Source organism: Nonomuraea sp. NPDC050790, from assembly GCF_044456745.1.
Lineage (GTDB): Bacteria > Actinomycetota > Actinomycetes > Streptosporangiales > Streptosporangiaceae > Nonomuraea.
On record NZ_JBITGF010000012.1, the window covers coordinates 103,453 to 129,030 of the forward strand.

Annotated in this window: 26 protein-coding genes; 22 read left to right on the plus strand and 4 right to left on the minus strand. The window is 70.0% G+C overall.

The features are described from left to right. The first annotated feature begins 47 nt into the window (after nucleotides 1-47). From rho to ACIBEJ_RS44375, 3 genes are all read left to right on the plus strand, one after another. Nucleotides 48-2,156 carry a transcription termination factor Rho gene (gene rho / locus ACIBEJ_RS44365; RefSeq protein ID WP_397188996.1) on the plus strand — a complete coding sequence of 703 codons (2,109 nt, stop codon included), beginning with the start codon at nucleotides 48-50 and terminating at the stop codon, nucleotides 2,154-2,156. 267 nt (nucleotides 2,157-2,423) lie between these two features. After that, nucleotides 2,424-3,728, plus strand: coding sequence for a sensor histidine kinase (locus tag ACIBEJ_RS44370; RefSeq protein WP_397188997.1), 1,305 nt, complete (start codon nucleotides 2,424-2,426; stop codon nucleotides 3,726-3,728). A 10-nt stretch (nucleotides 3,729-3,738) separates the two neighbouring features. Beyond that, nucleotides 3,739-4,374, plus strand: coding sequence for a response regulator (locus ACIBEJ_RS44375; RefSeq protein WP_397188998.1), 636 nt, complete (start codon nucleotides 3,739-3,741; stop codon nucleotides 4,372-4,374). 35 nt (nucleotides 4,375-4,409) lie between these two features. Here ACIBEJ_RS44375 and ACIBEJ_RS44380 read toward each other — a convergent pair whose 3' ends face one another. Continuing rightward, a complete protein-coding gene (locus tag ACIBEJ_RS44380; protein WP_397188999.1) occupies nucleotides 4,410-5,492 on the minus strand; it encodes a hypothetical protein in 1,083 nt (360 codons plus the stop codon). Nucleotides 5,493-5,733: 241 nt separating this feature from the next. On the opposite strand from ACIBEJ_RS44380, the gene rpmE reads away from it, so the two are divergent. From rpmE to ACIBEJ_RS44475, 19 genes are all read left to right on the plus strand, one after another. Continuing rightward, nucleotides 5,734-5,946, plus strand: coding sequence for a 50S ribosomal protein L31 (gene rpmE / locus ACIBEJ_RS44385; protein WP_157249899.1), 213 nt, complete (start codon nucleotides 5,734-5,736; stop codon nucleotides 5,944-5,946). A gap of 91 nt (nucleotides 5,947-6,037) precedes the next feature. Then, nucleotides 6,038-7,090: a peptide chain release factor 1 gene (gene prfA / locus ACIBEJ_RS44390; RefSeq protein ID WP_397189000.1), complete on the plus strand. Its 1,053-nt coding sequence runs from the start codon at nucleotides 6,038-6,040 to the stop codon at nucleotides 7,088-7,090. After that, a complete protein-coding gene (gene prmC / locus ACIBEJ_RS44395; protein WP_397189001.1) occupies nucleotides 7,087-7,941 on the plus strand; it encodes a peptide chain release factor N(5)-glutamine methyltransferase in 855 nt (284 codons plus the stop codon). The genes prfA and prmC overlap by 4 nt, the downstream gene beginning before the upstream one ends. Nucleotides 7,942-7,989: 48 nt before the next feature. Next, nucleotides 7,990-8,637 carry an L-threonylcarbamoyladenylate synthase gene (locus ACIBEJ_RS44400; RefSeq protein ID WP_397189002.1) on the plus strand — a complete coding sequence of 216 codons (648 nt, stop codon included), beginning with the start codon at nucleotides 7,990-7,992 and terminating at the stop codon, nucleotides 8,635-8,637. 80 nt (nucleotides 8,638-8,717) lie between these two features. Beyond that, entirely contained in the window at nucleotides 8,718-10,691 is a 1,974-nt protein-coding gene (locus ACIBEJ_RS44405) for a hypothetical protein (protein ID WP_397189003.1), read from the plus strand. Then, nucleotides 10,691-11,065: a hypothetical protein gene (locus ACIBEJ_RS44410; RefSeq protein WP_397189004.1), complete on the plus strand. Its 375-nt coding sequence runs from the start codon at nucleotides 10,691-10,693 to the stop codon at nucleotides 11,063-11,065. Before ACIBEJ_RS44405 ends, ACIBEJ_RS44410 begins: the two co-directional genes overlap by 1 nt. A 67-nt stretch (nucleotides 11,066-11,132) precedes the next feature. Then, nucleotides 11,133-12,389 (plus strand): serine hydroxymethyltransferase, encoded by a 1,257-nt coding sequence (gene glyA / locus ACIBEJ_RS44415; protein ID WP_397189005.1) that lies wholly within the window; start codon nucleotides 11,133-11,135, stop codon nucleotides 12,387-12,389. A 58-nt stretch (nucleotides 12,390-12,447) separates the two neighbouring features. After that, nucleotides 12,448-13,710 carry a glycosyltransferase family 4 protein gene (locus tag ACIBEJ_RS44420; protein ID WP_397189006.1) on the plus strand — a complete coding sequence of 421 codons (1,263 nt, stop codon included), beginning with the start codon at nucleotides 12,448-12,450 and terminating at the stop codon, nucleotides 13,708-13,710. Nucleotides 13,711-13,841: 131 nt separating this feature from the next. Further along, nucleotides 13,842-14,264, plus strand: coding sequence for a hypothetical protein (locus ACIBEJ_RS44425; protein WP_397189007.1), 423 nt, complete (start codon nucleotides 13,842-13,844; stop codon nucleotides 14,262-14,264). Between the two features lie 64 nt (nucleotides 14,265-14,328). Next, nucleotides 14,329-14,547: an AtpZ/AtpI family protein gene (locus tag ACIBEJ_RS44430; protein ID WP_397189008.1), complete on the plus strand. Its 219-nt coding sequence runs from the start codon at nucleotides 14,329-14,331 to the stop codon at nucleotides 14,545-14,547. A gap of 67 nt (nucleotides 14,548-14,614) precedes the next feature. After that, on the plus strand, nucleotides 14,615-15,415 hold the full coding sequence (gene atpB / locus ACIBEJ_RS44435; RefSeq protein WP_397189009.1) for a F0F1 ATP synthase subunit A: 801 nt from the start codon (nucleotides 14,615-14,617) through the stop codon (nucleotides 15,413-15,415). A 72-nt stretch (nucleotides 15,416-15,487) separates the two neighbouring features. Then, the gene (atpE, locus tag ACIBEJ_RS44440; RefSeq protein ID WP_036327412.1) at nucleotides 15,488-15,721 is read left to right on the plus strand and encodes an ATP synthase F0 subunit C; all 234 of its coding nucleotides are present in this window, start codon (nucleotides 15,488-15,490) and stop codon (nucleotides 15,719-15,721) included. A 31-nt stretch (nucleotides 15,722-15,752) separates the two neighbouring features. Next, nucleotides 15,753-16,298: a F0F1 ATP synthase subunit B gene (locus ACIBEJ_RS44445; protein ID WP_397189010.1), complete on the plus strand. Its 546-nt coding sequence runs from the start codon at nucleotides 15,753-15,755 to the stop codon at nucleotides 16,296-16,298. Next, nucleotides 16,298-17,107 (plus strand): F0F1 ATP synthase subunit delta, encoded by an 810-nt coding sequence (locus tag ACIBEJ_RS44450; protein ID WP_397189011.1) that lies wholly within the window; start codon nucleotides 16,298-16,300, stop codon nucleotides 17,105-17,107. Before ACIBEJ_RS44445 ends, ACIBEJ_RS44450 begins: the two co-directional genes overlap by 1 nt. Before the next feature lie 24 nt (nucleotides 17,108-17,131). Then, a complete protein-coding gene (gene atpA / locus ACIBEJ_RS44455) occupies nucleotides 17,132-18,781 on the plus strand; it encodes a F0F1 ATP synthase subunit alpha (RefSeq protein ID WP_397189012.1) in 1,650 nt (549 codons plus the stop codon). Nucleotides 18,782-18,784: 3 nt separating this feature from the next. Continuing rightward, nucleotides 18,785-19,687, plus strand: a complete 903-nt coding sequence (locus ACIBEJ_RS44460; RefSeq protein WP_397189013.1) for a F0F1 ATP synthase subunit gamma — start codon at nucleotides 18,785-18,787, stop codon at nucleotides 19,685-19,687. A gap of 1 nt (nucleotide 19,688) precedes the next feature. Then, nucleotides 19,689-21,122, plus strand: coding sequence for a F0F1 ATP synthase subunit beta (atpD, locus tag ACIBEJ_RS44465; RefSeq protein WP_397189014.1), 1,434 nt, complete (start codon nucleotides 19,689-19,691; stop codon nucleotides 21,120-21,122). Nucleotides 21,123-21,188: 66 nt separating this feature from the next. Next, nucleotides 21,189-21,590 (plus strand): F0F1 ATP synthase subunit epsilon, encoded by a 402-nt coding sequence (locus ACIBEJ_RS44470; protein WP_397189015.1) that lies wholly within the window; start codon nucleotides 21,189-21,191, stop codon nucleotides 21,588-21,590. A gap of 16 nt (nucleotides 21,591-21,606) precedes the next feature. Then, nucleotides 21,607-21,981 carry a DUF2550 domain-containing protein gene (locus tag ACIBEJ_RS44475; protein WP_184965940.1) on the plus strand — a complete coding sequence of 125 codons (375 nt, stop codon included), beginning with the start codon at nucleotides 21,607-21,609 and terminating at the stop codon, nucleotides 21,979-21,981. On the opposite strand, the gene ACIBEJ_RS44480 is transcribed toward ACIBEJ_RS44475, so the two are convergent. From ACIBEJ_RS44480 to ACIBEJ_RS44490, 3 genes are read right to left on the minus strand one after another with little or no spacing between them, the layout of a single operon-like run. Then, nucleotides 21,978-22,568: a cob(I)yrinic acid a,c-diamide adenosyltransferase gene (locus ACIBEJ_RS44480; protein ID WP_397189016.1), complete on the minus strand. Its 591-nt coding sequence runs from the start codon at nucleotides 22,566-22,568 to the stop codon at nucleotides 21,978-21,980. The genes ACIBEJ_RS44475 and ACIBEJ_RS44480 overlap by 4 nt on opposite strands. 13 nt (nucleotides 22,569-22,581) lie before the next feature. Continuing rightward, nucleotides 22,582-24,429, minus strand: coding sequence for a hypothetical protein (locus tag ACIBEJ_RS44485; protein ID WP_397189017.1), 1,848 nt, complete (start codon nucleotides 24,427-24,429; stop codon nucleotides 22,582-22,584). Continuing rightward, the gene (locus ACIBEJ_RS44490) at nucleotides 24,426-25,577 is read right to left on the minus strand and encodes an ROK family protein (RefSeq protein WP_397189018.1); all 1,152 of its coding nucleotides are present in this window, start codon (nucleotides 25,575-25,577) and stop codon (nucleotides 24,426-24,428) included. The genes ACIBEJ_RS44485 and ACIBEJ_RS44490 overlap by 4 nt, the downstream gene beginning before the upstream one ends. Nucleotide 25,578 lies beyond the last annotated feature (1 nt).

Below are 25,578 nucleotides of genomic sequence, written 5' to 3' on the forward strand. Positions count from 1 at the left end.
CCCGGTACAGCAAAGCCGGCGCCCGACCCCTGGGAAGGACCTTTTAGTTGAGCGACACCACCGAACTCCTCTCCGACGCATCGGGCGCGTCTGCGCAGCCCGCGTCCGGCGACACCCCCACTCGTGCCGCGGCCAAGCCGCGTGCGCGTCGCTCCGGCACCGGCCTGTCCGCCAAGGTGCTGCCCGAGCTGCAGAAGATCGCTGCCGAGCTCGGCATCAGCGGGACCGGACGCATGCGGAAGAGCCAGCTCATCGCGGCCATCCAGGAGAAGCAGGGTGGCGGTTCCGGTGACAGCGTCCCGGCGGCTCCGCCCGTCGCGGAGGCTCCGGCGGCCGTGGCCGAGGCGCCCGCCGCCGAGCGGCCCACCCGCGCGAGGAGGGAACGCTCCCGGGCCAAGAGCACCGAGGAGACCAGCGCGCCGGCGGCAGAGCCGGTGGTCACGGCCCCTGAGCCGGTGGCCGCCGCCCCCGTGGAGCCGGTCGTCGCGGCCGCTCCCGCCGTAGTGGAGCAGCAGCCGGTCGGCGAGGCCGTACAGCGCGACATCCAGAGCGACCCGCAGGGCGACCCGCGCGGCGACCGCGGTGAGCGCGGCGGCGAGCGGGAAAGCCGCAGGGAGCGCCGCAGCCGTGGCGAGCGTCGTGAGCGCGGCGAGCGTGGCGACCGCGCCGACCGTGGCGGCGAGCGCGGCGAGCGTGCGGGGAACGACCGTGGCGAGGGCGGCCGTGCCGACCAGCGCACGGTGGACGCGGGCAGCCGCGGCGACCAGCGTGGCGACAGCCGCGGCGACTCTCGCGGTGACACCCGTAGCGACTCCCGCGGCGACCAGCGCGGCGACTCCCGCGGTGACAGCCGCGGCGACTCCCGTGGTGACTCCCGCGGCGACCAGCGTGGGGGCGACCCCCGCGGCGGTGCGGACGACGACGAGCGCGGGCGTGGCCGGCGCGGTCGCTTCCGCGAGCGCAACCGCGGCCGCGGCCGTGACCGCTTCGACAGCAACGAGCCGGTCATCGGCGACGACGACGTGCTCATCCCGATCGCCGGCATCCTCGACATCCTCGACAACTACGCCTTCGTGCGCACCAGCGGCTACCTGCCGGGCTCCAACGACGTGTACGTGTCGCTGGCCCAGATCCGCCGCAACGGCCTGCGCAAGGGCGACGTCGTCACCGGCGCCGTCCGGCAGCCGCGCGAGGGCGAGCGCCGCGAGAAGTTCAACGCCCTGGTCCGCCTCGACACCGTCAACGGCATGGACCCGGAGCAGGCGCGCAGCCGTCCGGACTTCAACAAGCTCACGCCGCTCTACCCGCAGGAGCGCCTGCGCCTGGAGACCGAGCCGAACATCCTGACCACCAGGATCATCGACCTCGTCTCCCCGATCGGCAAGGGCCAGCGTGGCCTCATCGTCTCCCCGCCCAAGGCCGGTAAGACGATGGTGCTGCAGACGATCGCCAACGCGATCACCCGCAACAGCCCCGAGTGCCACCTCATGGTCGTGCTCGTGGACGAGCGGCCTGAAGAGGTCACCGACATGCAGCGCTCGGTCAAGGGTGAAGTGATCCACTCCACCTTCGACCGTCCCGCCGAGGACCACACCACCGTCGCCGAACTCGCCATCGAGCGGGCCAAGCGCCTGGTGGAGCTGGGCCACGACGTGGTCGTCCTGCTGGACTCGATCACCCGCCTGGGCCGCGCCTACAACCTGGCCGCTCCCGCGTCGGGCCGCATCCTGTCCGGTGGTGTCGACTCCACCGCTCTCTACCCGCCCAAGCGCTTCTTCGGCGCCGCGCGGAACATCGAGAACGGCGGCTCGCTGACCATCCTCGCCACCGCGCTGGTGGAGACCGGGTCCAAGATGGACGAGGTCATCTTCGAGGAGTTCAAGGGCACCGGCAACATGGAGCTCAAGCTCAACCGCTCCCTGGCCGACAAGCGCATCTTCCCCGCGGTGGACGTGGACGCGTCCAGCACGCGTAAGGAAGAGATCCTCATGGCCAAGGAGGAGCTGCAGATCGTCTGGAAGCTGCGCCGGGTGCTCCACGCGCTCGACATGCAGCAGGCGCTGGAGCTGCTGCTGGAGAAGATGAAGGAGACGAAGTCCAACGCGGAGTTCCTCCTCCAGGTCCAGAAGACCACGGTGAGCAACGACCGCGACTGAACGTCGCACTCTTAGCGCGGCATTTTTGCGGGCGGCGGGGTTCTCCCCGCCGCCCGCGGCGTTTTCGCGCGTCGTGTGTGGTCTTGAAGTTACGGCGTAGCCCACGAGAGCACCGCCCGCCGTCGCCCGCGCGCCGCCGCGCCCGTGCGCCCGGCGCCGCACTTCCTTCCCGCCGCGACAAGGCGCCTTGCCCAGCCACCGTGACCCAGCCTGTCCGGGTCCGGGGGTGTTCTTGGTTGCCGGGTTCTTAGGGGGGTTAACCCCACCATGAAGCGGGCGTCAGCGGCATTCCCGAGCGTCGCCGGGCCGGGCAGGCTGGAGACCGTGGATGTGCCGTTGCGTGAGCGCGTGCCTTTGGGGCCCTTGGGGCCGATCGGGGTTCTGGTCGATCCGCGTACCTGGCGGGCGGTGCCGTACCTGCTGGTGAGTCTGGTCTTCGGGTTGACCTGGTTTCTGGTCGTGGCGCTCGGGAGCACGATCTCCGTGGTCATGATGGCGGTCTGGATCGGGTTCCCGCTGCTGCTGGTGACCGTGCTGGTCTGGCGTGGGGCGGCGATGCTGGAACGGCGGCTGCTGCGGCTGGCGTTCGGGGTGCGGATCCGGGATCCCTACCGCAGGCGGCCCGAGCGGGGCGTCATGAACCATCTCAAATGGCTGTTCCGCGACCCTGCCACCTGGCGGGATCTCGGGTATCTCATGCTGCTCGGGCCGCTCAGCCTGCTGGAGTTCGTGGTCGTGGTGGTGCTGGGGAGCGTGTCCCTCGGGCTGATCGTCGGGCCGTTCCGGGGCGTGATGAGATTCGGCGAGGTGCTGGTCGACACGATGGCGTTGCGGGCGCTGTCGGTGGTTTCCGGGTTCGTGCTGGTCGTCGTGCTGGCGTACGCGGTGCGGGGGCTGAGCCATCTGCACGGGATGCTCGCCGCCACGCTGCTGGGCGGCGGCGAGGAGGAGCGGCTGCGGGCCAGCAGGGCCAGGGGGATCGACGCGGCCGAGGCCGAGCGGCGCAGGATCGAGCGGGACCTGCACGACGGGGCGCAACTGATGCTGCTCTCGGTCGCCATGGACCTGGGGCGGGCGCGCACGAAGCTGGACGACGACCCCGAGCAGGCCAGGGAGCTGATCGCGCAGGCCCACACCGGCACCAGGGCCGCGATCGCCGAGCTGCGCGACCTGGCGCGCGGCATCCATCCGGCGATCCTCACCGACCGGGGCCTGGACGCCGCCCTGTCGGCCCTGGCCGCGCGGGCGCCCATATCGGTCGACGCGGCCGTGGACGTCGGCGAGCGGCCCCCTGCGGCCGTGGAGAGCATCGCCTACTACATCGTGGCCGAGTCGCTGGCCAACATGGCCAAGCACGCGGCGGCCACGGAGGCGTCGGTGCGGGTGGTGCGCGCCGGTCAGATGGTCACGGTCGAGATTTGGGACAACGGCATCGGCGGCGCCGTCCTGCGCCACGGCGGCGGCCTGGCGGGGCTGGCGGACCGGGCGGCGACCATCGACGGCATGCTCGTGGTGAACAGTCCGGTGGGCGGTCCGACGCTGGTGCGCGCGGAGCTGCCGTGCGAGTGGTAGGCATGGGCCCATGCGGGTGGTGATCGCCGAGGACTCGGTGCTGCTGCGGGAGGGGCTGGCCAGGCTGCTGGCCGACGGCGGGATCGAGACGGCGGAGTCCGTCGGCGACGGTCCCTCGCTGGTCGGCGCGGTCGAACGGCACGAACCCGACCTGGCGATCGTGGACGTGCGGATGCCGCCCAGCAACACCGACGAGGGGCTGCGCGCCGCCCTTGAGGTGCGGGCGCGGCGGCCGGACTTCCCGATCCTGGTGCTGTCGCAGTACGTGGAGGAGCGTTACGCGGCCGAGCTCATCGGTCCCGGCGTGGGCTACCTGCTGAAGGAGCGGATCTCCGACGTGGCCGAGTTCCTGGCGGCGGTGCGGCAGGTGGCGGCGGGCGGCACGGTCATCGACCCCGAGGTGGTGCTGCAACTGCTGGGCAGGCAGCGCAGGGGCACGCCGCTGGAGACGCTGTCGCCGCGCGAGCGGGAGGTGCTCGCCCTCATGGCGGAGGGGCGGTCCAACACCGCCATCGCCGCCCGGCTGTCGGTCAAGGAAGGCGCCGTGGAGAAACACATCTCCGGCATCTTCGCCAAGCTCTCGTTAGGCCAGGCGACCGACGACCATCGCCGGGTGCTGGCGGTGCTGGCCTATCTCGGACGCTGAGACGGCCCGCGCCGGGGCGCGGGCCGTGGGTCACGCTACTTGACGTTCACGAACTTCTGCGGGGACCAGGCGCTCCTGGTCTTGCTGGTGCCCGAGACCTTCACCTTGACGTAGCCGTCCTTCTTGATGGTGACCTTGGCGCCGTACTTGCCGGCCTTGTCCGTCTTCACGAACGTGATCCGCTTGTACGACTTGGCGCCCTTGGCCTTGTAGTAGACGGCCAGGATCTTGCCCTTGTACGCCTTGCCGGCTCGGGTGGCCTTGCCGTACAGCTTGACCTTCGTGCCCTTCTTCTGCACGGAGAGGGTGACCTTGGACTTGGCCTTCTTGGAGACGCCGCCCGCGGGCTCGTCGACGGTGAAGGCCACCTCGCCCTTGAACGTCTCGCCGCCGCGGGTCGCGCTGACCTCCAGGGTCCACGCGCCGGGCTCGGTGTCGTCGCTGAAGAACGTGCTGCCGGTGTAGACGCCGTAGCTGTCCTGGCTGAGCGTGCCGAGGTCGTAGTACTCGCTGGTGTCGTCGCTGACGAGGCGGGCGCTGACCGAGGAAGCGTCCTTGACCCGCGCGCGGACGTCGACCTGGACCTCGCGGCCCTTCTTGAGCTTGACCGGGTCGGGCGTCACGGAGGCGCTGATGCTCGGCTTCTTGCCCGTCACGTTGACGGTGAAGGAGTCGGTGCTGACCGATCCGCCCCGGCTGACCCTGAACGTCAGCGACCAGTCGCCGGCCGGGTCGTCGCTGGAGATGCTGAACGATCCCGTGCCCGCCGCCGAGGTGGGCAGCTTGCCGTCGCTCCCCTTGGACGGCTGGCTGTAGGAGACGCTCACCGAGCGGGCGCCCTTGCCGGGCGGTGAGATCTCGGCGGTCACGCTCGCAGGGACCGTCGTGTTCGGGTCGGTGCCCAGCGGGTCCCTGACCGTGAAGTTGATGCCGGCCTGGACGCTGCCCTCGCCGGGCACGTAGGTGTTGCCGGCGGAGACGCCGGTGATGTCCCCGGCCGCGGTGCGGGCGGTCAGGGAGGTGGCGGCGGTGGCAGCCGTGGCTGTGAATCCCGCGCCTGCGAGGAGAACGGCGGCCCCCGTGGCGGTCGCGAGCAGCGACCGCACCTTTCTCATCATCTCGGTTGATGTCCTTTATGGGATGAAAACGAATGATTGATGCGCGGGAGCCTAGTGTGACGGGAGTGAGTTCGGCATCAAGATCGGGGGAATGCCTGGTGGCCCGGGTTGGTTGCAACGTCTGGCACACTGGTAGCTGAACCGAAGCGGTACCGGTTCCCGCCGCGCGCACCACATCCAGTGTGCGACCGCGCGCAGAGCACCTATGGCGACCCGGCGACCGCACCCCGAAAGGACTCACATGAAGAGCGACATCCACCCGGAGTACCACGTCACGCAGGTGACCTGCACGTGTGGCAACTCCTTCACGACCCGCAGCACCGCGAAGAACGGCGTCATCCACGCCGACGTGTGCTCGGCCTGCCACCCGTTCTACACGGGCAAGCAGAAGATCCTCGACACCGGTGGCCGGGTGGCGCGCTTCGAGCAGCGCTTCGGCAAGAAGGCCAAGTAGCTTCACCGACGCCGGCCCGACGCACCCCGACGTGCGGCGGGTCGGCGTTCTTGGTGATGGGGCCGGCACGGACACAGACGAAGGACGCACGGTGAATCTCGACGAGTTGCTCAAGGAGTATGCCGAGCTGGAGACGCAGCTCGCCGATCCCGCCGTGCACGCCGACCAGGCCAAGGCCCGCACGCTCGGCAAGCGTTACCGCCACCTGACCCCGATCGTGGGCACCTACCGCGAGCTGGAGGGCGTGCGCGAGGACCTCGTCGCCGCCAAGGAGCTGGCCGGCGAGGACGAGGCGTTCGCCGAGGAGGCGGCCGAGCTCGAGGCCCGCGTCCCGCAGCTTGAGGAGAAGCTCCGCCACCTGCTCATCCCGCGCGATCCCAATGATGACAAGGACATCATCATGGAGATCAAGGCCGGCGAGGGCGGGGAGGAGTCGGCGCTGTTCGCCGGCGACCTGCTGCGGATGTACCTGCGCTACGCCGAGCGCCTGGGCTGGAAGACCGAGGTCATCGAGGCCCAGCACTCCGACCTCGGCGGCTACAAGGACGTCACGGTCGGCATCAGGGCCAAGGGCGACGAGGGCGTGTGGTCCAGACTCAAGTACGAGGGCGGCGTCCACCGCGTCCAGCGGGTGCCCGCCACCGAGTCCCAGGGCCGCATCCACACCAGCGCCGCGGGCGTGCTCGTCTACCCCGAGGCCGAGGAGGTCGACGTCCAGATCGACCCCAACGACCTGCGCATCGACGTCTACCGCTCCAGCGGCCCCGGCGGCCAGAGCGTCAACACCACCGACTCCGCGGTGCGCATCACCCACGTGCCCACGGGCGTGGTCGTCTCCTGCCAGAACGAGAAGAGCCAGCTCCAGAACAAGGAGTCGGCGCTGCGCATCCTGCGCGCCCGCCTGCTGGCCATCGCCCAGGAGGAGGCCGACGCCGCCGCGCAGGCCGAGCGCAAGTCGCAGGTACGCACCGTCGACCGCTCCGAGCGCATCCGCACCTACAACTACCCGGAGAACCGCATCTCCGACCACCGCGTCGGCTTCAAGGCGTATAACCTCGACCAGGTCCTCGACGGCGAGCTCAACGCCGTCACCCAGGCCCTGATCGACGCCGAAACGGCGGAGAAGCTCGCACAACACTCATGACATTCCTGCTGGACGAGATCGCACACGCTACGGCCCGGCTGGCCGAGGCCGGTGTGCCGTCGCCGCGCACCGACGCGGAGGAGATCGCGGCGTTCGTCCACGGCGTGCGCAGAAGTGAGCTGCACACGGTCAAGGACGCCGACTTCGACGCCCTGTTCTGGGAGGGCATCGCCAGGCGCGAGGCGCGCGAGCCCCTGCAGCACATCACCGGCCACGCCTACTTCCGCTACCTGGAGCTGGAGGTCGGCCCAGGCGTCTTCGTCCCGCGGCCGGAGACCGAGGTCATGGCCGGATGGGCGATCGAGACCCTGCGGGCCATGGACGTGGCTCAGCCGCTGGTCGTCGACCTCGGCACGGGATCGGGCGCGATCGCCCTGTCCATCGCCCAGGAGGTCTCGCTGGCCGAGGTCCACGCGGTCGAGGTCGACCCCGGCGCGTACACCTGGGCCAAGCGCAACATCGCCGAGCACGGACAGGGCCGCGTCCACCTGCAGCCCGATGACCTCGCGGGGGCGCTGCCCGAGCTCAACGGCACCGTCGACATGGTGATCTCCAACCCGCCCTACATCCCGCCCGGCGCGATCCCGCGCGACCCCGAGGTGCGCGACTACGACCCCGCGCGGGCGCTCTACGGCACCGGCGACGACGGGCTCGACGAGGTGCGGGCGGTCGAGCGTACGGCCCGCCGCCTGCTCAGGCCGGGCGGCTGGGTCGCCGTCGAGCACGCCGACCAGCAGGGCAGGGCGGTCTACCTGACCTTCCCCGAGGACAACGGCTGGCGGGACGTGCGCCTGCGCCAGGATCTCACCCGGCGGGACAGGTTCGTCACCGCGAGGCTCGCCCAGGACTAGGATGCGGGCGAGCATCGCCCATCGGGAACGCAGAGAGGCCGACAGAGCGTGGGACGACGATTTGACTGCTCGGACGCCGAGCAGAAGGCCGAGGGCCTGAACGAGGCGACCGCCGCGGTACGCAGGGGCGAGCTCGTGGTGCTGCCCACCGACACCGTCTACGGCATCGGTGCCGACGCCTTCACCCAGAGCGCCGTGACCGCGCTGCTGGAGGCCAAGGGCCGTGGCCGCGAGATGCCGCCGCCCGTGCTGGTCGGCACGGTACGCGCGGCCAACGCCCTGGTCGAGGACCTCGGCCCCTACGGCCAGGACCTCATCGACGCCTTCTGGCCGGGTCCGCTGACGATCGTGTGCAAGGCCAACCGGGCGCTGTCGTGGGACCTCGGCGACACCAAGGGCACGGTGGCGCTGCGCATGCCGCTGCACCCGATCGCCCTCGACCTGCTGAAGGAGACCGGCCCGATGGCGGTCTCCAGCGCCAACCGGTCCGGCTCGCCCGCCGCCACGACCGCGCAGGAGGCGGAGGACCAGCTCGGCGAGTCCGTGGCCGTCTACCTCGACGCGGGGCCGACCAACGACAACACGCCCTCCACCATCCTCGACCTGACCACCGCGGTGCCGCGGTTGCTGAGGGCCGGAGCGATCCCCGTGGAGAAGTTGCGGGGAATTGTCGGGTACGTCGCCACCGACGGCTGATCCCAGCGATACCCGCTGTTTATCACGCGGGTCACAGGGGCCACGGCGGGCCTACCGTGGTGGCCGGAGGTGGCTCGCCCATGGGCAAATTCGATGGCATGGACCCGAAGCTGGTGCGTGACCTGCTGGCCGAGGTGAAGCAGGCGGCGGGGGAACTGCGCACGATCGAGGGCCGGGTCACCCAGGTGATGAGCGGGGCGGGGCTGGCCACCCGGGCCATGCACCGCCCGGGTCAGGTCGCCGACGCCATCGACACGATGTCCAAGGACGTCAACGCCCGGCTGACGGTGCTGGAGAAGCGTGAGGACGCGCCTCGGGGGGCGGACGCGGGCAAGGACCCGGTGCGGGTGCTGGGCGGGAACGACGAGGGCAAGACCGAGCCCAAGGACGGCGCCAAGACGCCCACCGGTTCCGCGGACGACCCCAAGGAGGAGCGCGGGCAGGACCGCTCGCGCTACGACAACCCCAGGGCGGACGATCCCAAGACCGACGATCGCAAGACCGACGATCCCAAACCGGACGATCGCAAGACGGACGAGAAGCCGGACGGCAAGCCGGAGTCCAAGCCCGAGGACAAGCCCGGTGACAAGCCGGACGCCAAGACGGATGAGAAGCCGGACGCCAAGACTGACGACAAACCGGATGCGAAGACCGACGACAAACCGGATGACAAGCCCGATGTGAAGACGGACGACAAGCCCGACGTCAAGACGGAGGACAAGCCGGATCGCAAGGGCGACGACGTCAGCGCCACCGACGAGAACAAGAACGACAAGAAGGACGACCCGGTCAAGGGCGACGAGCCCAAGGGCGACGAGCCCAAGGACGAGCGCGACAGCAGGCGCGACCGGGGCGCCGAGCCTCCCCTCGACCCGACCAAGCCGCAGGTGGTCGAGGTGGACGGGGTGAAGGTCCTGCAGGTTCCCCTCGATCCGCCCACGGCGGAGGAGTTGGAGGAGCTGATCAGGAACATCGACGACATCCAGCCCCAGGACACCCCCTCGCTGTCCGGCGACACCACCCCCGGCCAGATCCAGCCCGGCGGCAAGACGGTCGACGCCGGTGGCCTCAGCACCTGGGCGAACGACGGCAGCGACGTGGTCTCCGCGGACGCCAGGCCGATCGACCCCGCCGCGCTGAAGGCGCTGATCGAGAACATCAGGGACGTCCAGCCCATGGACCTGCCCGGTGTGGAGATACCGCCCACGCCGCCGCCGGACACCCCCGCCGGGCCGGCCGGAGACGCGCCCGTGAGCGGCGACGCCTCGGGGAACCCGGCCACGCCCTCTCCGCCGGTGGGCTATTCGCCGGGGACCGCCGACGCCTCCGGTACCCCGGCCGCACCGTCCCTGCCGGTCGGTGACGCGCCCTCCGGCGGACAGGGCGACTGCCCGAGGACCGACGGCAACGGCACCACCCCGGCCGACCGGGCAGAGGGAAACCCGGCCACCCCGGAGACCTCCGGTGACCGCGGCCAGAACGGGACGGGCGACCGCAACGGAACCGGTTACGGCACTCCGGCGGGCGACCGTACGGGAACCGAGAACAACACCGTGGCGGGGGACCGTACCGGCACCGACCACAGCACCCCGGCAAGCGACCGGACCCCTGCGGGTGATCGGACCGGGACAGAGAACGGCACCCCGACGGGGGACCGTACCGGGACAGAGAACAACACCCCGGCGAGCGATCGGTCGCCTGCGGGCGACCGTGCCGGGACCGGGAACAACACCCCGACGGGTGATCGGACCGGGGCCGAGTACAGCGCTCCGGCGGGTGATCGTGGCGGAGGGAACGGCAGCGCTCCGGCGGCCGGTGGGGCTGGGGTGCAGCAGTGGGCCGAGGACGGCAGTGACGTGGTGTCCGTGGACGCCGAGCCGATCGACCCGGCCGCGCTCAAGACGCTCATGGACAACGTGCGCGACGTCCAGCCCATGGAGATGCCGGGCGTGGAGGTGCCCGAGGGGGAGTGGGGCAAGGGGGAGTGGGTGCCTGAGGACATTCGGCCTGACGGCCCGCCGGGTGCGGTGGAGCCGGGCGAGAGGAGTCGCTGATGTACGTGGACCCGCCCGCCCCCAAGCCACGCCAGCCCGGCGAGACCCCGCCCGCCGCCGCCTCCGGGGCCCTGGACGGTCAGCCGAGGGCCTGGGAGTTCAATCCCGAGTACCAGCGCCTGGTGACGGCCTGGCAGTCCGTCATGCCGCTGCTGGAGTCGCTGACGACCGCGCTGGACAAGGCATACCAGCTCGCCAGGAGCCCGCAGACGTGGGACGCCCCCGTCGGCTCCCGCTACGTCGAGGACCTCGCGGAATGGCGCTCCAGGCTGGCCCTCTACCGGCAGGCGGTGCTCACCTCGATCAGCGACGAGGCCGCCGACACCCCGCGCTGGGTGCCGAGCTCGGCGGGGGCGCCGCACGCCTTCTCCTGACGGCGATCCGGCGCGTGGTGCCAGGGGGCCCCGCGTCAGGTGAGGGAAACGGGCGTACATTGAGAAAATGCCCTACTACGGGCCAGACTTCGGCCTGCTGCAGCAGCGGGATCCCGAGATCGCCCAGGTGTTGCTCGACGAGCTCGACCGGGTGCGCGGCGGGATCCAGCTCATCGCGAGCGAGAACTTCACCTCGCCCGCCGTGCTCGCCGCCCTGGGTTCGACCCTCACGAACAAGTACGCCGAGGGCTACCCGGGACGCCGCTACTACGGCGGCTGCGAAGTCGTGGACCGGGCCGAGCGGCTGGCGATCTCGCGGGCCAGGGAGCTGTTCGGGGCGGAGCACGCCAACGTCCAGCCGCACTCGGGTGCCTCGGCGAACCTGGCCGCGTACGCCGCGCTGCTGCAGCCGGGCGACACCATGCTGGCCATGGCGCTGCCGCACGGCGGCCACCTCACGCATGGCTCGAAGGTGAACTTCTCCGGAAAATGGTTCGACGTCGTGGCGTACGGCGTGCGGCGCGACACCGAACTGATCGACTACGACGAAGTCAGGGCGCTGGCCCTGCGCCACCGGCCGAAGGTGATCGTCTGCGGCGCCACGGCCTATCCGCGCCTGGTGGACTTCTCGATCTTCCGCGGCATCGCCGACGAGGTCGGGGCCTGGCTGCTGGCCGACGTGGCGCACACGATCGGGCTGATGGCGGGGGGTGTGATCCCGAGCGCGGTGCCGTACGCGGACGTGGTCACCTTCACCACGCACAAGGCGCTGCGCGGACCGCGCGGCGGCGGCATCCTCTGCACCCGCGAGGTGGCCGCGCGGGTGGACCGGGCGGTCTTCCCGTTCGTGCAGGGCGGGCCGCTGATGCACGCGGTGGCGGCCAAGGCGGTGGCGTTCGGGGAGGCGCTGCGGCCGGAGTTCGCCGACTACGCCAGGCGGGTGGTGGCCAACGCGCGGGCGCTGTGCGAGACGCTCGCGGCCGAGGGGATGCGCCCGGTGTCCGGCGGCACCGACAGTCATCTGGCGCTGATCGACCTGCGCCCGCTGGGCGTGACGGGGGCGGAGGCGGAAAGCCGGTGCGCGGCGGCATCGATCACCCTGAACCGCAACGTGATCCCGTATGATCCCGAACCACCTGCCGTCACGTCAGGAGTCAGGGTCGGCACGCCGTGCGTCACCACGCAGGGCATGGGGCCCGAGGAGCTGAAAGAGGTGGCAACACTCGTGGCGCAGGCGGTGAGATATCCGGACACCGTGGCTGAAGTGCGGAGACGGGTCTCGGAGCTGCTGGTTATACATCAGCCTTATCTCAGCGAATTATAAGCTGTTCTGTGTCGTTTTCCGGCCACAGCAGGCCGGATGATCAGGGAAACTGATGCCCGTGCGCGAATACCTCTTCATGGCTTTGGTCGCGGCGGCGGTGACGTTTCTACTCGTGCCGCTGGTCCGTCGCTTCGCCATCCGCATCGGAGCGATGCCCGAGGTTCGCGAGCGCGACGTGCACACCACGCCGACCCCGCGCCTCGGGGGTCTGGCCATGTACTTCGGCCTGGTCGCCGGCCTGCTCGTGGCCGGCAACCTCAACCGCACCGGCTACGTGCTGTCGCAGGAGCAGACCACGCTGGCGCTGATCGTGGCCGGCGGCCTGATCACGCTGACCGGGTTCCTGGACGACTGGTGGGGCATGGACCCCTTCATCAAGCTGGGCGGCCAGATCGCGGCGGCGGGCGTCATGGTCTTCTTCGACATGCGCCTGACCTCGATCCCGCTGCCCGACAGCTGGGGCGGCGCGTACGTTCTCGACTACAACCTGAGCGCGGTCCTGACGATCCTCATCGTGGTCGTCGCCATCAACGCGGTGAACTTCGTCGACGGGCTCGACGGCTTGGCGGCCGGCATCGTCGGCATCGCCGCCGCGGCCACCTGGATGTACTCGATCTTCCTCGACCAGGCCATCGAGCAGAACCGCATCAACACCACGGCGGCCATCACCGCGATCCTCATCGGCATGTGTCTCGGCTTCCTGCCGCACAACTTCCACCCGGCCAAGATCTTCATGGGCGACACCGGCGCGATGCTGCTGGGCCTGGTGCTGGCCGGCTCGCTCATCACGGTGACCCCGCTCGACCCGTTCTCCTTCGACGGCATCAACAAGTTCGGCACGCTGGTGCCGTTGCTGCTGCCGGTGGCGGTGCTGGTCCTGCCGCTGACCGACCTGATAACCGCCGTGGTCAGACGCACCTCCCAGGGCATGTCGCCGTTCGCGCCCGACCGGGGCCACCTGCACCACCGGCTGCTCGACATCGGCCACTCGCAGCGCCGCACGGTGCTGATCATGTACGCGTGGACGATCCTGTTCGCCTTCGGCCTGGTGACGATGTCGGTCTTCGGCGTGCCGATCCTGCTCTTCCCGATTGTGATTCTGCTCGCACTCGGCGTGCTGGTGATGATGGCGCTGCCCCGATTCCGCGGACGCGGCGGCGCGCACGCCGCCGCGCGCGGCCGGTCCGACGATGACGACGACGGCCCGCCGACCGGCCCGATGCCCGCCATCCAGCCATTCGACGAGGTCACCCGGCAGGTACGCCGCCCGTCCCCGCCCCAGGAGCGCAACACCGTCCAGGCGTTCCCCGGCGGTTCATGATCGCGAACTAGAAACGGCAGGTAAAAGCGGCCTTCCGTGAGCTTGTGATATCTTTCACGAGCAAGGCCCCCTGGAAGCACCGGCTCTGGGGGTAGCAAACGCTCGCTTGATAACTCGCTACGGGAGCACCGATGCAGGCCAACGACGTGCGCGTACTCAAAAGCGCCGCGCTGCCCACGCTGGTCGTGGGCGCCGTTGCCGCCATCGTGGCCTTCTTCGTCGCGGGGGGTAAGGGAGCCATCGGAGCCCTGGTCGGGCTCGCGCTGGTCGGTGTCTTCTTCAGCATCAGCGTGGTGGTCGTCTCTTACGCCGCCAGAATCTCCCCGCACATGATGGCCGCCGCGGCCATGGTCAGCTACCTCGTCAAAGTCGTCGTCATCATGGTCATGCTCTCCACGTTCGGTGACACCACCGCGTGGAACCCGCAGGCCTTCGCCTGGAGCGTGGTGATCTGCACGATCGTGTGGACCGCCGCGGAAGTCAGGGCGTTCATGAAGACGAAGATGCTCTACGTGGACCCCGAGGCCAAAGTGCCGGGCCAGGGCGACTCATGAGCACGGCAAAGGGCGGGGTCCGATATGACTAGTCCTCCGCTTGCCTGCTATCGTCGGGCGCGCGATGAGCGAAGAGAAGAAGCGCCGGCCCGAGGACGACGGCCAGGACTTCGCCAACGCCGCGTGGTCGATTCCCAGCTACCTTCTCTCCGGGATGGCGATCTACGGCGGTGCGGGCTGGTTGCTGGACCGCTGGCTCGGCACGTCCGCGCTCTTCCCCATAGGCATTGTCGTGGGGGTCGCGCTCGCCGTCTACCTGGTCTACCGCAAGTACGGTCGCTGATCCCACCCGGCGATCGCTTCGCTGAGGAAACCCTTGTGATCCACTACGACGTTGAAGGGGACGCCGCGTGAATGCGCTGACGGTCCTGGCCGCCGACACTCCTGGCGAGTTCGGGGCGCCGACGCCCGAGTCACTGTTCGACCTTGCCCCGATCATTCCCGGGGTCGCCTGGTTCACCAAGCCGGTTCTCCTCGCGGTCCTCAGCTCGATCATCGTGATCTGGTTCTGCTGGGCCGCCTTCGCCAAGCCGAAGATCGTGCCCCGGGGTGTCCAGAACGTCGCCGAGTACGGCTACATGTTCGTGCGCGACCAGGTCGCCCGACCCTTCCTGGGCAAGGACGCCGACCGCTGGATGGGTCTGCTGCTGAGCATCTTCTTCCTGGTGCTCGTCTGGAACCTGATGGGCGTCGTGCCCCTCATCCAGTTCCCCGTCGCCTCGCACATCGCCTTCCCCGCGGTGCTCGCGATCTCGATCTACATCCTCAAGGTCTACCTCGGCGTCAAGCACCAGGGTGCCATCGGCTACTTCAAGAACATGATGTTCCCCCCGGGACTGCCCAAGCCGATCTACTTCCTGCTGGCCCCGATCGAGTTCCTCTCGAACATGATCATCGCGCCCTTCACGCACGCGGTGCGACTGTTCGCCAACATGTTCGCCGGTCACATGCTGCTGGCCTTCTTCAGCATGGTGGGCTTCTGGTTCCTGTTCGAGAAGCTGACCCCGCTGGGCGCCCCGATCGGCGTGCTGGGTGTGGTGATGACCATCATCTTCACCGGCTTCGAGATGTTCATCCAGTTCCTGCAGGCATTCCTCTTCGCGATGCTGGCCTCGATGTACATCGGCGGCGCGCTGCACGCGGAGCACTGAGAACCACATACCGGAACAGTCCGAGACCGGTGATACTCCGCTTCACCGGCCGTCCAGTAAAGGAAAACAGCAATGAGCGTTCTCGCTGAGGTCTCCGGCAACGTCACCGCCATCGGTTACGGTCTCGCCGCCATCGGCCCCGGCATCGGCGTCGGCATCATCTTCGGTCAGGGCGTGCAGGCCATCGCCCGCCAGCCGGAGGCGTACGGCCTGATCCGCCAGAACATGCTCCTGGGCTTCGTCCTCACCGAGGCCCTGGCCCTGATCGGTCTGGTCGCGCCGTTCATCTTCCAGGGCATCAAGTAATCCGAAGGCCCTCTGACGAAAGGCTGCACCCATGACTAAGGCAGCTACGCTCCTCGCTGCGGAGGAGGGTTACAACCCGCTCCTTCCGCACACGTACGAGCTTGTCGTCGGTATCTTCGCGTTCGCCGTCGTCGCCTTCTTCCTCATCAAGGTCCTCACCCCGCGCATCCAGAAGACTCTGGCCGAGCGGACCGACGCCATCGAAGGTGGCATCAAGAGGGCGGAGGAGGCTCAGGCCGAGGCGCAGGCGCTGCAGCAGCAGTACCGCGACCAGCTTGCCGAGGCCAGGCACGAGGCGGCCCGTCTGCGCGAGGAAGCTCGTGAGCAGGCCGCGCAGATCAAGGCCGAGCTCCGCGAGGAGGCGCAGGCCGAGGCCCGGCGTCTCGTCGAGGCGGCGCACGCCCAGATCGAGGCCGACCGCCAGGCGGCGTTCGCCTCGCTCCGCAACGAGATCGGCCGCCTGTCGACCGATCTGGCCGGACGCATCGTCGGCGAGTCCCTTGAGGACGAAGTCCGGCAGCGCCGTACCGTCGACCGGTTCCTCGACGAGCTCGAGAACTCCACGGCGGTGCGGTAATGAGGGGCTTGAGCAGGTCTTCGCTGGCCGAGGTCGAGGAGCGCTTCAACGCCGCGGCCGGCAGCGCCGACCTCGGCACGCTCTCCGACGAGCTGTTCGCGGTCGCCGACCTGCTCGACCGTGAGCACGGCCTGCGCCGCGCCCTGTCCGACCCGGCCAGGCCCGCGGGGCAGAAGGCGGAGACCCTTCGCGGCCTGCTTCAGGGCAAGGTCAGCGAGGCGAGCCTGAACACGGCCGAGGCCGCGGTCGCGGCCAGGTGGTCGCGCGCCGGCGACCTGACCGACGTGCTGGAGCGGCTCGGCGTGGTCGCCGCGGCCGCCGAGGCCGAGGGACAGGGCAAGCTGGACGAGGTGGAGGACGAGCTCTTCCGCTTCGGCCGCATCGTCGCCGCCAACCCCGACCTGCGCCGCGCTCTCACCGACGCGTCCGCCCCCGCCGAGGGCAAGCAGCAACTGCTGCAGAGCCTGCTCGGCGGCAAGGTCGCGCCGTCCACGCTGCGTCTGGTCACACAGCTGGCAGTGCACCCGCGAGGACGTAACCTGGAGGGTGGCCTCGAGGAGTTCGGGCAGCTTGTCGCTCAGCAGCGGCAGCGCCTGGTCGCGGTGGTGCGCAGCGCCGTCGCGCTCAGTGAGGAGCAGAAGCAGCGCCTGACGGCGTGGCTGCGCGGCTCCTACGGCCGCGACGTGCACCTGAACGTCGAGGTGGATCCGCGTGTGCTCGGTGGATTCTCGGTCCGCATCGGCGACGAGATCATCGACACCACCATCGTGGGACGAATCGAAGAAGTCCGCCGCCGGTTGGCCGGCTAGGCGATAAGAGGAGACAGAGAAGAGATGGCGGAGCTTACGATCCGGCCGGACGAGATCCGGGACGCGCTTGAGCGCTTCGTCCAGGCGTACGAACCGGAAGGCGCCGCGCGCGAGGAGATCGGGACCGTCGTCGACTGTGGCGACGGCATCGCCCACGTCTCCGGCCTTCCCTCGGCGATGGCGAACGAACTGCTCGAGTTCGAGGACGGCACGCGCGGCCTGGCACTGAACCTCGACACCCGCGAGATCGGTGTCGTTATCCTGGGCGACTTCAGCAAGATCGAGGAGGGCCAGACGGTCCGCAGGACGGGCGAGGTCCTGTCCGTGCCCGTCGGCGACAACTTCCTCGGCCGCGTGGTCGACCCCCTGGGCAACCCGCTCGACGGCAAGGGCCACATCGAGTCCGAGGGCCTGCGCGCCCTTGAGCTCCAGGCGCCCTCGGTCGTCCAGCGCCAGCCGGTGAAGGAGTCCCTCGCCACCGGCATCAAGGCGATCGACGCCATGACCGCGATCGGCCGTGGCCAGCGTCAGCTGATCATCGGCGACCGTGGCACGGGCAAGACCGCGATCGCCGTGGACACCATCCTCAACCAGCGCGACAACTGGCTCTCGGGCGACCCGACCAAGCAGGTGCGCTGCGTCTACGTCGCGGTCGGCCAGAAGGGCTCCACGATCGCGCAGGTCAGGGCTCGCCTGGAGGAGGCGGGCGCGCTGGAGTACACGACCATCGTGGCCGCTCCCGCGTCCGACGCCGCCGGCTACAAGTACCTCGCCCCCTACACCGGTTCTGCCATCGGCCAGCACTGGATGTACCAGGGCAAGCACGTCCTGATCGTCTTCGACGACCTGACCAAGCAGGCCGACGCCTACCGCGCGGTCTCCCTGCTGCTGCGCCGCCCGCCGGGCCGTGAGGCCTTCCCCGGCGACGTCTTCTACCTCCACTCCCGCCTGCTGGAGCGCTGCGCCAAGCTCTCCGACGACATGGGCGGCGGCTCGATGACCGGTCTGCCGATCATCGAGACCAAGGGCAACGACGTCTCGGCGTTCATCCCGACCAACGTCATCTCCATCACCGACGGCCAGGTCTTCCTCGAGACCGACCTGTTCAACGCCGGTGTGCGCCCCGCCATCAACGTCGGTATCTCCGTCTCCCGAGTCGGTGGTTCCGCGCAGGCCAAGGCGATGCGCAAGGTCGCGGGCACGCTCCGTCTGGCCCTGTCGCAGTACCGCGACCTGGAGGCGTTCGCCGCGTTCGCCTCCGACCTCGACGCCGCCTCCAAGGCTCAGCTTGAGCGCGGTCTGCGCCTGGTCGAGCTGCTCAAGCAGCCCCAGTACAGCCCGTTCTCGCTGGAGCGCGAGGTCGTGTCGGTGTGGGCCGGCACCACCGGCGAGCTCGACGAGGTCCCGGTCGAGGACATCCGCCGCTTCGAGTCGGAGTTCCTGGACTACATCCAGAGCGCGCACAAGGGCATCTTCGACAGCATCCGGGAGACCCGCGAGCTGTCCGACGACACCGTCACCGCCCTCAAGGACAGCGTGACGGAGTTCAAGAAGGGCTTCACCACCTCCTCGGGTGAGCTTCTGATCAAGGACGAGCCCGTCGCGCCGCTGGGCGAGGACGAGGTCGGCCAGGAGAAGATCAAGAAGGTCGTCCGGCCGGCGGAGAAGAAGTAGGCCATGGGTGCCCAGCTAAGGCTGCTGCGGCGGCGGATCAAGTCGGTCACCTCGACCGCCAAGATCACGCGTGCCCAGGAGCTCATCGCCTCCTCACGGATCGTGCGGGCGCAGCAGCGGATGCAGGCGGCGCTGCCGTACGAGCGTGAGATCACTCGCGCCGTCACCGGCGTCGTCAGCAACGCGTCGAGCGTCGACCATCCTCTGACGGTGGCGAAGGAGAACCCCGCCAAGGCGGGCGTGCTCATCGTCACCAGCGACAGCGGGTTCTGCGGCGGCTTCAACGCCAACGTGCTGCGCGAGGCCGAGGCCCTGCGCGGGCTGCTGACGGGACGCGGGCTCGAGGTCATCCCGTTCGTGACCGGCCGCAAGGGTGTCACCTGGCACTCCTTCCGCTCGCGTGACATGGGCGGCCAGTGGGTCGGCTTCTCCAGGAAGCCGTCCTACGCCGACGCCAAGGAGATCGCGGGCGAGCTGATCGAGTCGTTCAAGGACGACAACGGGATCGACGAGATCCACATCGTCTCGACCGAGTTCGTCTCGATGCTCACCCAGAACGTGGTGGTCAAGCGCATCCTGCCGCTTGAGATCGAGGAGACCGAGGCTTCGGCGACGGACACCATCCCGCCGTACTTCGAGTTCGAGCCCACCGCGGGCGACGTGCTGGAGTCGCTGCTGCCGCGCTACGTCGAGTCCCGCATCTTCACCGCGCTGCTGCAGTCGGCGGCCTCGGAGGAGGCCGCGCGCCGGCGCGCGATGAAGTCCGCGACGGACAACGCCAACGAGCTGATGCGGATTCTGACGCAGCAGATGAACCAGGCTCGCCAGGCCGAGATCACCCAGGAAATCAGCGAGATCGTCGGTGGCGCCAACGCGCTGGCCGACGCCGCAGCGGGGAAAGAGTGAAATGACTGCAGAGACTGTTGAGACCACGACGGGCACGGGCCGGGTGGCGCGTGTCAACGGTCCCGTCGTCGACGTGGAGTTCCCCGTCGAGGCGATGCCCGACATCTACAACGCGCTGAACGTCGAGGTCACCCTCGGCGGCGAGACGAAGACGCTGACCCTGGAGGTCGCCCAGCACCTGGGTGACAACCTGGTCCGCGCGATCTCCATGCAGCCCACCGACGGCCTGGTGCGCGGCTCCGCCGTCACCGACTCCGGCGAGCCGATCTCGGTGCCCGTCGGCGACGTCGTCAAGGGTCACGTGTGGAACGCGCTGGGCGAGTCGCTCGACGTGCCGACCTCCTCGCTGAAGATCACCGAGAAGTGGGGCATCCACCGTCCCAGCCCGGCCTTCGACCAGCTCGAGTCGCGCACCGAGATGCTGGTCACCGGCATCAAGGTCATCGACCTGCTGACCCCGTACGTGCAGGGCGGCAAGATCGGCCTGTTCGGCGGCGCCGGTGTCGGCAAGACCGTTCTGATTCAGGAGATGATCCGCCGAGTCGCGCGTAACTTCGGTGGCACCTCCTGCTTCGCGGGCGTCGGCGAGCGTACCCGTGAGGGCAACGACCTGTGGCTGGAGATGGAGGAGGCGGACGTCCTCAAGGACACCGCGCTCGTCTTCGGCCAGATGGACGAGCCCCCGGGCACCCGTCTGCGCGTGGCGCTGTCGGCGCTGACGATGGCGGAGTACTTCCGCGACGTGCAGAAGCAGGATGTGCTTCTGTTCATCGACAACATCTTCCGCTTCACACAGGCCGGTTCCGAGGTCTCCACGCTGCTCGGCCGCATGCCGTCCGCCGTGGGTTACCAGCCCACGCTGGCCGACGAGATGGGTGTGCTCCAGGAGCGCATCACCTCGACGCGTGGTCACTCGATCACCTCCATGCAGGCGATCTACGTGCCCGCGGACGACATCACCGACCCGGCGCCGCACAACGCGTTCGCGCACCTCGACGCGCAGACCGTTCTGTCGCGGCCGATCTCGGAGAAGGGCATCTACCCCGCGGTGGACCCGCTCGACTCCAGCTCCCGCATCCTCGACCCGCAGATCGTGGGCGACGAGCACTACGCGGTGGCCCAGGAGACGAAGCGAATCCTGCAGAAGTACAAGGAGCTGCAGGACATCATCGCGATCCTCGGTATCGACGAGCTCTCCGAAGAGGACAAGGTCACGGTCAACCGGGCCCGCCGCATCGAGCGCTTCCTGTCCCACCCGATGTACGCCGCCGAGGCGTTCACCGGTCAGCCGGGTGAGAACGTGCCGCTGGACGAGACCATCGCCTCCTTCAAGGGGCTGTGCGCCGGCGAGTACGACCACCTTCCCGAGCAGGCGTTCTTCATGGTCGGCGGCATCGAGCAGGCCGTGGCGAAGGCCAAGGAACTCGAGCGCTGATCGCCCGACGATGCCGGTGTCAGCAGGCGCTGATACCGGCATCTTGAGACCGGAAGGGAACCTAACGTGGCCAAGCTACGCGTAGGGGTTGTCTCGCCAGAGCGTGAGATCTGGTCGGGCGAAGCCGACATGGTGATTGCCAAGACCGTCGACGGCGAGATCGGTATTATGCCGCAACACGCACCCGTTCTCGGCGTCCTCGTCGAGGGCGGCGTGCTGCGCGTGAAGCGGGAGGGCGAGGGCGATCTGATCGCCGCCGTCCACGGGGGTTTCATCTCCGTGGCCGACGACGAGGTCTCCGTGCTCGCCGAGGTGGCCGAGCTCGGTTCCGAGGTCGACGTCGCGGCGGCCCGCGATGCTCTTGAGCGGGCTCAGGCCTCGATCGAGAGCAACCAGGAGGATGCCGACGCGGCAGTCGAGGCCAAGCGTGCGCGGGCCCGGCTGAAGGCGGCCGGCGAGGACGTCTGATCTTTTGGGGGCGGCGATGGCGGCAGCGCTGACGGTACTGATCGGCGTGCTGCTGTTCGCCGCCCTGATCGTGTTGCGCGGGCTGGTGCTCGCGCGCACGCGCGGGAGCGTGCCCTGCCGGCTGCGGCAGGGGTCCGGCTCCTGGCGCAGCGGGGTAGCCCGCTACGCCGACGGGGAGCTCCACTGGATCCCGCTCATCGGTGTGCGACTGAGGCCGCGCCACGCGATCGCGAGGCGCGGCCTCGTCGTTTCCGACCGTCGTCCGCTGGACGACGACCTGTACGCCATCGACTGCGGCCCGGTGTCGCTGGCGATGAGCGCCGACGCCCTGACGGGCTTCCTGGCCTGGCTGGAGTCGGCTCCGCCCAGCGCCTACCTCGACGTCGCCTAGCGGGTGCCGCCCGGCTTCCAGAGGATCTCGGAGCCGTCGTGGGCGATCCTGCACAGGATGAACAGCAGGTCCGACAGCCGGTTGAGGTACTTGGCGGCCAGCGGGTTGATGTCGTCGTGGACCTCCATGGCCGCCCAGGCGGTCCGCTCGGCCCTGCGCACCGTCACGCGGGCCACGTGGAGCTGGGCGGTGGCCGGGTCGCCGCCGGGCAGGATGAAGCTGCGCAGCGGCTTCAACCGGTCGTTGAAGGCGTCGCACTGCTCTTCCAGCCACGCGACGTAGGACGCCTCGACCCGCAGCGGCGGGAACTCGGGCTCGGCCACCACCGGCGTCGCCAGGTCGGCGCCCAGGTCGAAGAGCTCGTTCTGGACGCGGCCAAGCACCTGCGCGATCTCGGGGGCCAGCGTGCCGAACGACAGGGCCAGGCCGATCGCCGCGTTGGCCTCCTCGGCGTCGGCGTAGGCGGCCAGGCGCGGGTCGGTCTTGGGGGCGCGGCTCATGTCGGCGAGCGCGGTCGTCCCGTCGTCCCCGGTGCGGGTGTAGATCTTGGAGAGGACGACGGGTTTGTCCTTGTCTGCTCGGGTCATGGTCCCCAGGATCTCACTCTTCGTCCGTACTGCGGAGCCACAGGGTGAGTGCCCAGTCCTGGTCGTTGGCGAGCGGGTCGGCCCGGTGCGCGGGCAGCCCCTCCACGCAGCTCGGCATCACGAACGCGCAGGTGGCCGCGGCGTCGGCGGTGTAGTTGACCAGGTTGGCGCGGAAGATCGCCTCGGCGCTCTCCTTCTCGCCCACCTGCGACAGGGCCACCGCGGTCAGCACGCTCCAGTAGTGCGGGAAGACGTCGCCGTAGAGCCGGTCGCGGCCGAACCAGAAGCCGTCCCAGTGCCGGATGCCGATGTCGCGCAGCCGTACGTGGGGCTGGGGGCCGCCGAAGGCGCGCAGCCAGCGCAGCGCCCGCTCCAGCGCCTGCGGGTGGCCGCCGTCGGCGGCGAGCAGGGTCACCAGAGGCGCCACCATCGACTGCTCGTAGTTGACCTCGTGGCTGGGCAGGGCGTGGCCGAGGCGGGCGAAGTGGGCGGCGTGCTTGGCGAGGTGGTCGCGCAGCTCGGCGGCCCGTGCCGGCTGGTCGTTCTCGTCGAGCTGCCCGGCCACCTGGCGGATCACCTCGGGGAAGCCGAGCAGCAGGTGGTCGATGGCGCCCAGGGCGTAGGCGCGCTCGATGACGCGGGCGGCCAGGTCGAGGTCGGCGGCCTCGCCGTACAGCTTGAACTGGTCGGCGAAGAAGTGGGCCACCCACGGGAAGTTGTACAGGCGCGGCACGCGCTCGGTGAAGTGGCTGCCGCGGCGGACGGTGCCGTCCTCCTCCACCAGCCAGGTGCGGGCGAAGTCCGCCCAGCCGTGCAGCGCCTCGTCGATCGCCGCCGCCTCGCCCCACCCGCGCAGCCTGGCCTGCTGGAGCAGCGTGGGCATGGCCAGCCGCTCGGCGCCGTCGGTCCAGTCGCCCCAGCCGTTGGCGGGCTGGGTGAGGCCGGTGGCGTTGTCGTAGGGGACGAAGGCGTGGCGTTCCGGCGCGCCGAGGTGCAGGGGGCGGTGGTCGGCGAGGACGCGGGCGACCCGCCGCTCGACCAGCTCGCGTCGCGGCGCGTGGAACAACACGGTGGTACGGCTGCCGCCCGGCACCTCCACGTGCACCGGCCCGTGCTCGTGCGAGGTGATCTCCCGATCGCCCACGAGCAGCGGCTCGCCCACCTCGGCGACCAGCCGGTCGATGGCCACCGGCGGCCGGGTGGCGGCCAGGAACGCCTCGACGCCGTCGTGGAAGCCCGTCTCCAGCCGCAGCGTGTAGCCCTCGCCCGGCTCCAGCGTGAGCTCGGGCTGCCCGCCGAACGCCTCCGGGTTCCTGGCGTGGTCGGTGACGTGGAGCAGGATGTGGCCGCGGACGTTGGAGCCGGAGCCGATGTTCCTGGACTCGACCGAGTAGGCCCACAGCGCGCCCTCGCGCACGATCGTGCCCAGGACCGGGCCCTCGCCGCTCATCGGCTGGGCCAGCACCCAGGACCAGGCGCCGCCGGTCCAGACGTGGGCGTGGCAGGCGCGGGTGAGGGCGTCCTCGGCGTCGTCGTAGACGTCCCTGATCGGCAGGGAGAGGGCCAGCGAGCCGATCGTGACCGGGGCGTCGCCGGTGTTGAGCCAGGTGTAGGTCTCGGTGAGGGCGGGCTCGCCGGTGGTCCTGGCGATGGTCAGCGTCAGGCCGGGGACGGGCTCGTGGGCGCCGGAGGCGGCGTTCCAGCGGCCCGAGCCGCGTGAGGTGATCGCGAAGCCGCTGCCCCACCGGTGGGCGGGCGTGTGCCAGCGGTCGGTCTCCTCCTGCAGAAGGAACGGGTGCTCGGGCAGGTCGGGGTGGGTGAAGCGGAGCGGGAAGCCGTCGGGGTGGAAACGGGCGGTCATGTGGCTGGCCTCGGCAGGGGTTGATCGATGTCGTACAGGCGCGCGTCGACGTGGTCGAGCGCGTGGCGTACCGCGCCCATGACCACCGCCTGGTCACCAAGTGCGGAGACTGCCACAACCGGGGGCTCCAGACAAAGCGGGTCCAAATGGCGGCGCAGCGGTTCGAGCAGGACGTCGCCGGATCGGGAGACGCCGCCGCCCAGGACGACGAGGTCGGGATCGACGGTGAGCACGAGGGCGGCGATGCCCTCGGCCAGGTCATGGGCGTACTGCTCGACCGCCCAGCGGGCGGCCGGGTCGCCGGTGCGCGCCTGGGCGAAGACGACGGCCGCCGCCTCCTCGGGGGAGGTGCCTTGGGGCAGGCCGGGGTAGCCGGTGAGGTGGGAGGGGGCGCGGTGCCAGCCGACCAGGGGCAGCGCGCCGATCTCGCCGGCCGAGCCGCGCCTGCCCCGGTGGAGCCGGCCGTCGATGATCAGGCCGGCGCCGGTGCGTACACCGGACAGGACGAACACCAGGTCGCCCACGCCGCGGGCCTGGCCGGCCCAGTGCTCGGCGAGCGCGGCGAGGTTGCAGTCGTTCTCGACGAGGACGGGGCAGGAGAACGGGCCGCCCAGCTCGCCGGCGAGGTCGACGCCCGTCCATTCGGGCAGGCCGGTGGAGAGCTTGACCACGCCGCCGTCGGTCACGACGCCGGTGGTGCCCGCGCAGTAGGCGAGGATCTGGCCGGGCGCCACGCCGGCCGCCTCCAGCGCGCCGGCGGCGCAGGCGCGGGTGGCGGCGAGCCGTTCCGGGGCGCCGCCCTGCGGGCTCACTCGTTCCGTGCGCGCGGCCAGGACGGCGCCGTCGAGGTCGGCGACGGTGGCGCGGACGCTGTAGGAGCCGATGTCCACGCCCAGGACGTGGCCGCCGGCGGCGTGGAAGGCGACCAGCCGCGCGGGACGCCCCATCTGGCCGGTCTCGGGCGGCAGCTCCCTGAGCCAGCCCGCCGCCAGCAGGTCCTCGACCAGGCTCTCCACGGTCGGGCGCGACAGGCTGGCGTGCCTGGCCAGGTCGGTGAGCCCCACCGGGCCCCGGCCGCGCAGCGCGCGTAGCGTCTGGACCATGTTGATCCGGCGCAGCCGCGAGGTGTCACCGCCGCGAATGGTCACT

What these genes read in the sequence shown, in the direction of transcription:
- ACIBEJ_RS44370 (WP_397188997.1), top strand. Translation starts at nt 2,424, where the DNA reads ATGAAGCGGGCGTCAGCGGCATTCCCGAGCGTCGCCGGGCCGGGCAGG.
- ACIBEJ_RS44375 (WP_397188998.1), top strand. Translation starts at nt 3,739, where the DNA reads ATGCGGGTGGTGATCGCCGAGGACTCGGTGCTGCTGCGGGAGGGGCTG.
- ACIBEJ_RS44380 (WP_397188999.1), bottom strand. Translation starts at nt 5,492, where the DNA reads ATGATGAGAAAGGTGCGGTCGCTGCTCGCGACCGCCACGGGGGCCGCC.
- rpmE (WP_157249899.1), top strand. Translation starts at nt 5,734, where the DNA reads ATGAAGAGCGACATCCACCCGGAGTACCACGTCACGCAGGTGACCTGC.
- prmC (WP_397189001.1), top strand. Translation starts at nt 7,087, where the DNA reads ATGACATTCCTGCTGGACGAGATCGCACACGCTACGGCCCGGCTGGCC.
- ACIBEJ_RS44405 (WP_397189003.1), top strand. Translation starts at nt 8,718, where the DNA reads ATGGGCAAATTCGATGGCATGGACCCGAAGCTGGTGCGTGACCTGCTG.
- ACIBEJ_RS44410 (WP_397189004.1), top strand. Translation starts at nt 10,691, where the DNA reads ATGTACGTGGACCCGCCCGCCCCCAAGCCACGCCAGCCCGGCGAGACC.
- glyA (WP_397189005.1), top strand. Translation starts at nt 11,133, where the DNA reads ATGCCCTACTACGGGCCAGACTTCGGCCTGCTGCAGCAGCGGGATCCC.
- ACIBEJ_RS44425 (WP_397189007.1), top strand. Translation starts at nt 13,842, where the DNA reads ATGCAGGCCAACGACGTGCGCGTACTCAAAAGCGCCGCGCTGCCCACG.
- ACIBEJ_RS44430 (WP_397189008.1), top strand. Translation starts at nt 14,329, where the DNA reads ATGAGCGAAGAGAAGAAGCGCCGGCCCGAGGACGACGGCCAGGACTTC.
- atpE (WP_036327412.1), top strand. Translation starts at nt 15,488, where the DNA reads ATGAGCGTTCTCGCTGAGGTCTCCGGCAACGTCACCGCCATCGGTTAC.
- ACIBEJ_RS44445 (WP_397189010.1), top strand. Translation starts at nt 15,753, where the DNA reads ATGACTAAGGCAGCTACGCTCCTCGCTGCGGAGGAGGGTTACAACCCG.
- ACIBEJ_RS44450 (WP_397189011.1), top strand. Translation starts at nt 16,298, where the DNA reads ATGAGGGGCTTGAGCAGGTCTTCGCTGGCCGAGGTCGAGGAGCGCTTC.
- atpA (WP_397189012.1), top strand. Translation starts at nt 17,132, where the DNA reads ATGGCGGAGCTTACGATCCGGCCGGACGAGATCCGGGACGCGCTTGAG.
- ACIBEJ_RS44460 (WP_397189013.1), top strand. Translation starts at nt 18,785, where the DNA reads ATGGGTGCCCAGCTAAGGCTGCTGCGGCGGCGGATCAAGTCGGTCACC.
- atpD (WP_397189014.1), top strand. Translation starts at nt 19,689, where the DNA reads ATGACTGCAGAGACTGTTGAGACCACGACGGGCACGGGCCGGGTGGCG.
- ACIBEJ_RS44475 (WP_184965940.1), top strand. Translation starts at nt 21,607, where the DNA reads ATGGCGGCAGCGCTGACGGTACTGATCGGCGTGCTGCTGTTCGCCGCC.
- ACIBEJ_RS44480 (WP_397189016.1), bottom strand. Translation starts at nt 22,568, where the DNA reads ATGACCCGAGCAGACAAGGACAAACCCGTCGTCCTCTCCAAGATCTAC.
- ACIBEJ_RS44485 (WP_397189017.1), bottom strand. Translation starts at nt 24,429, where the DNA reads ATGACCGCCCGTTTCCACCCCGACGGCTTCCCGCTCCGCTTCACCCAC.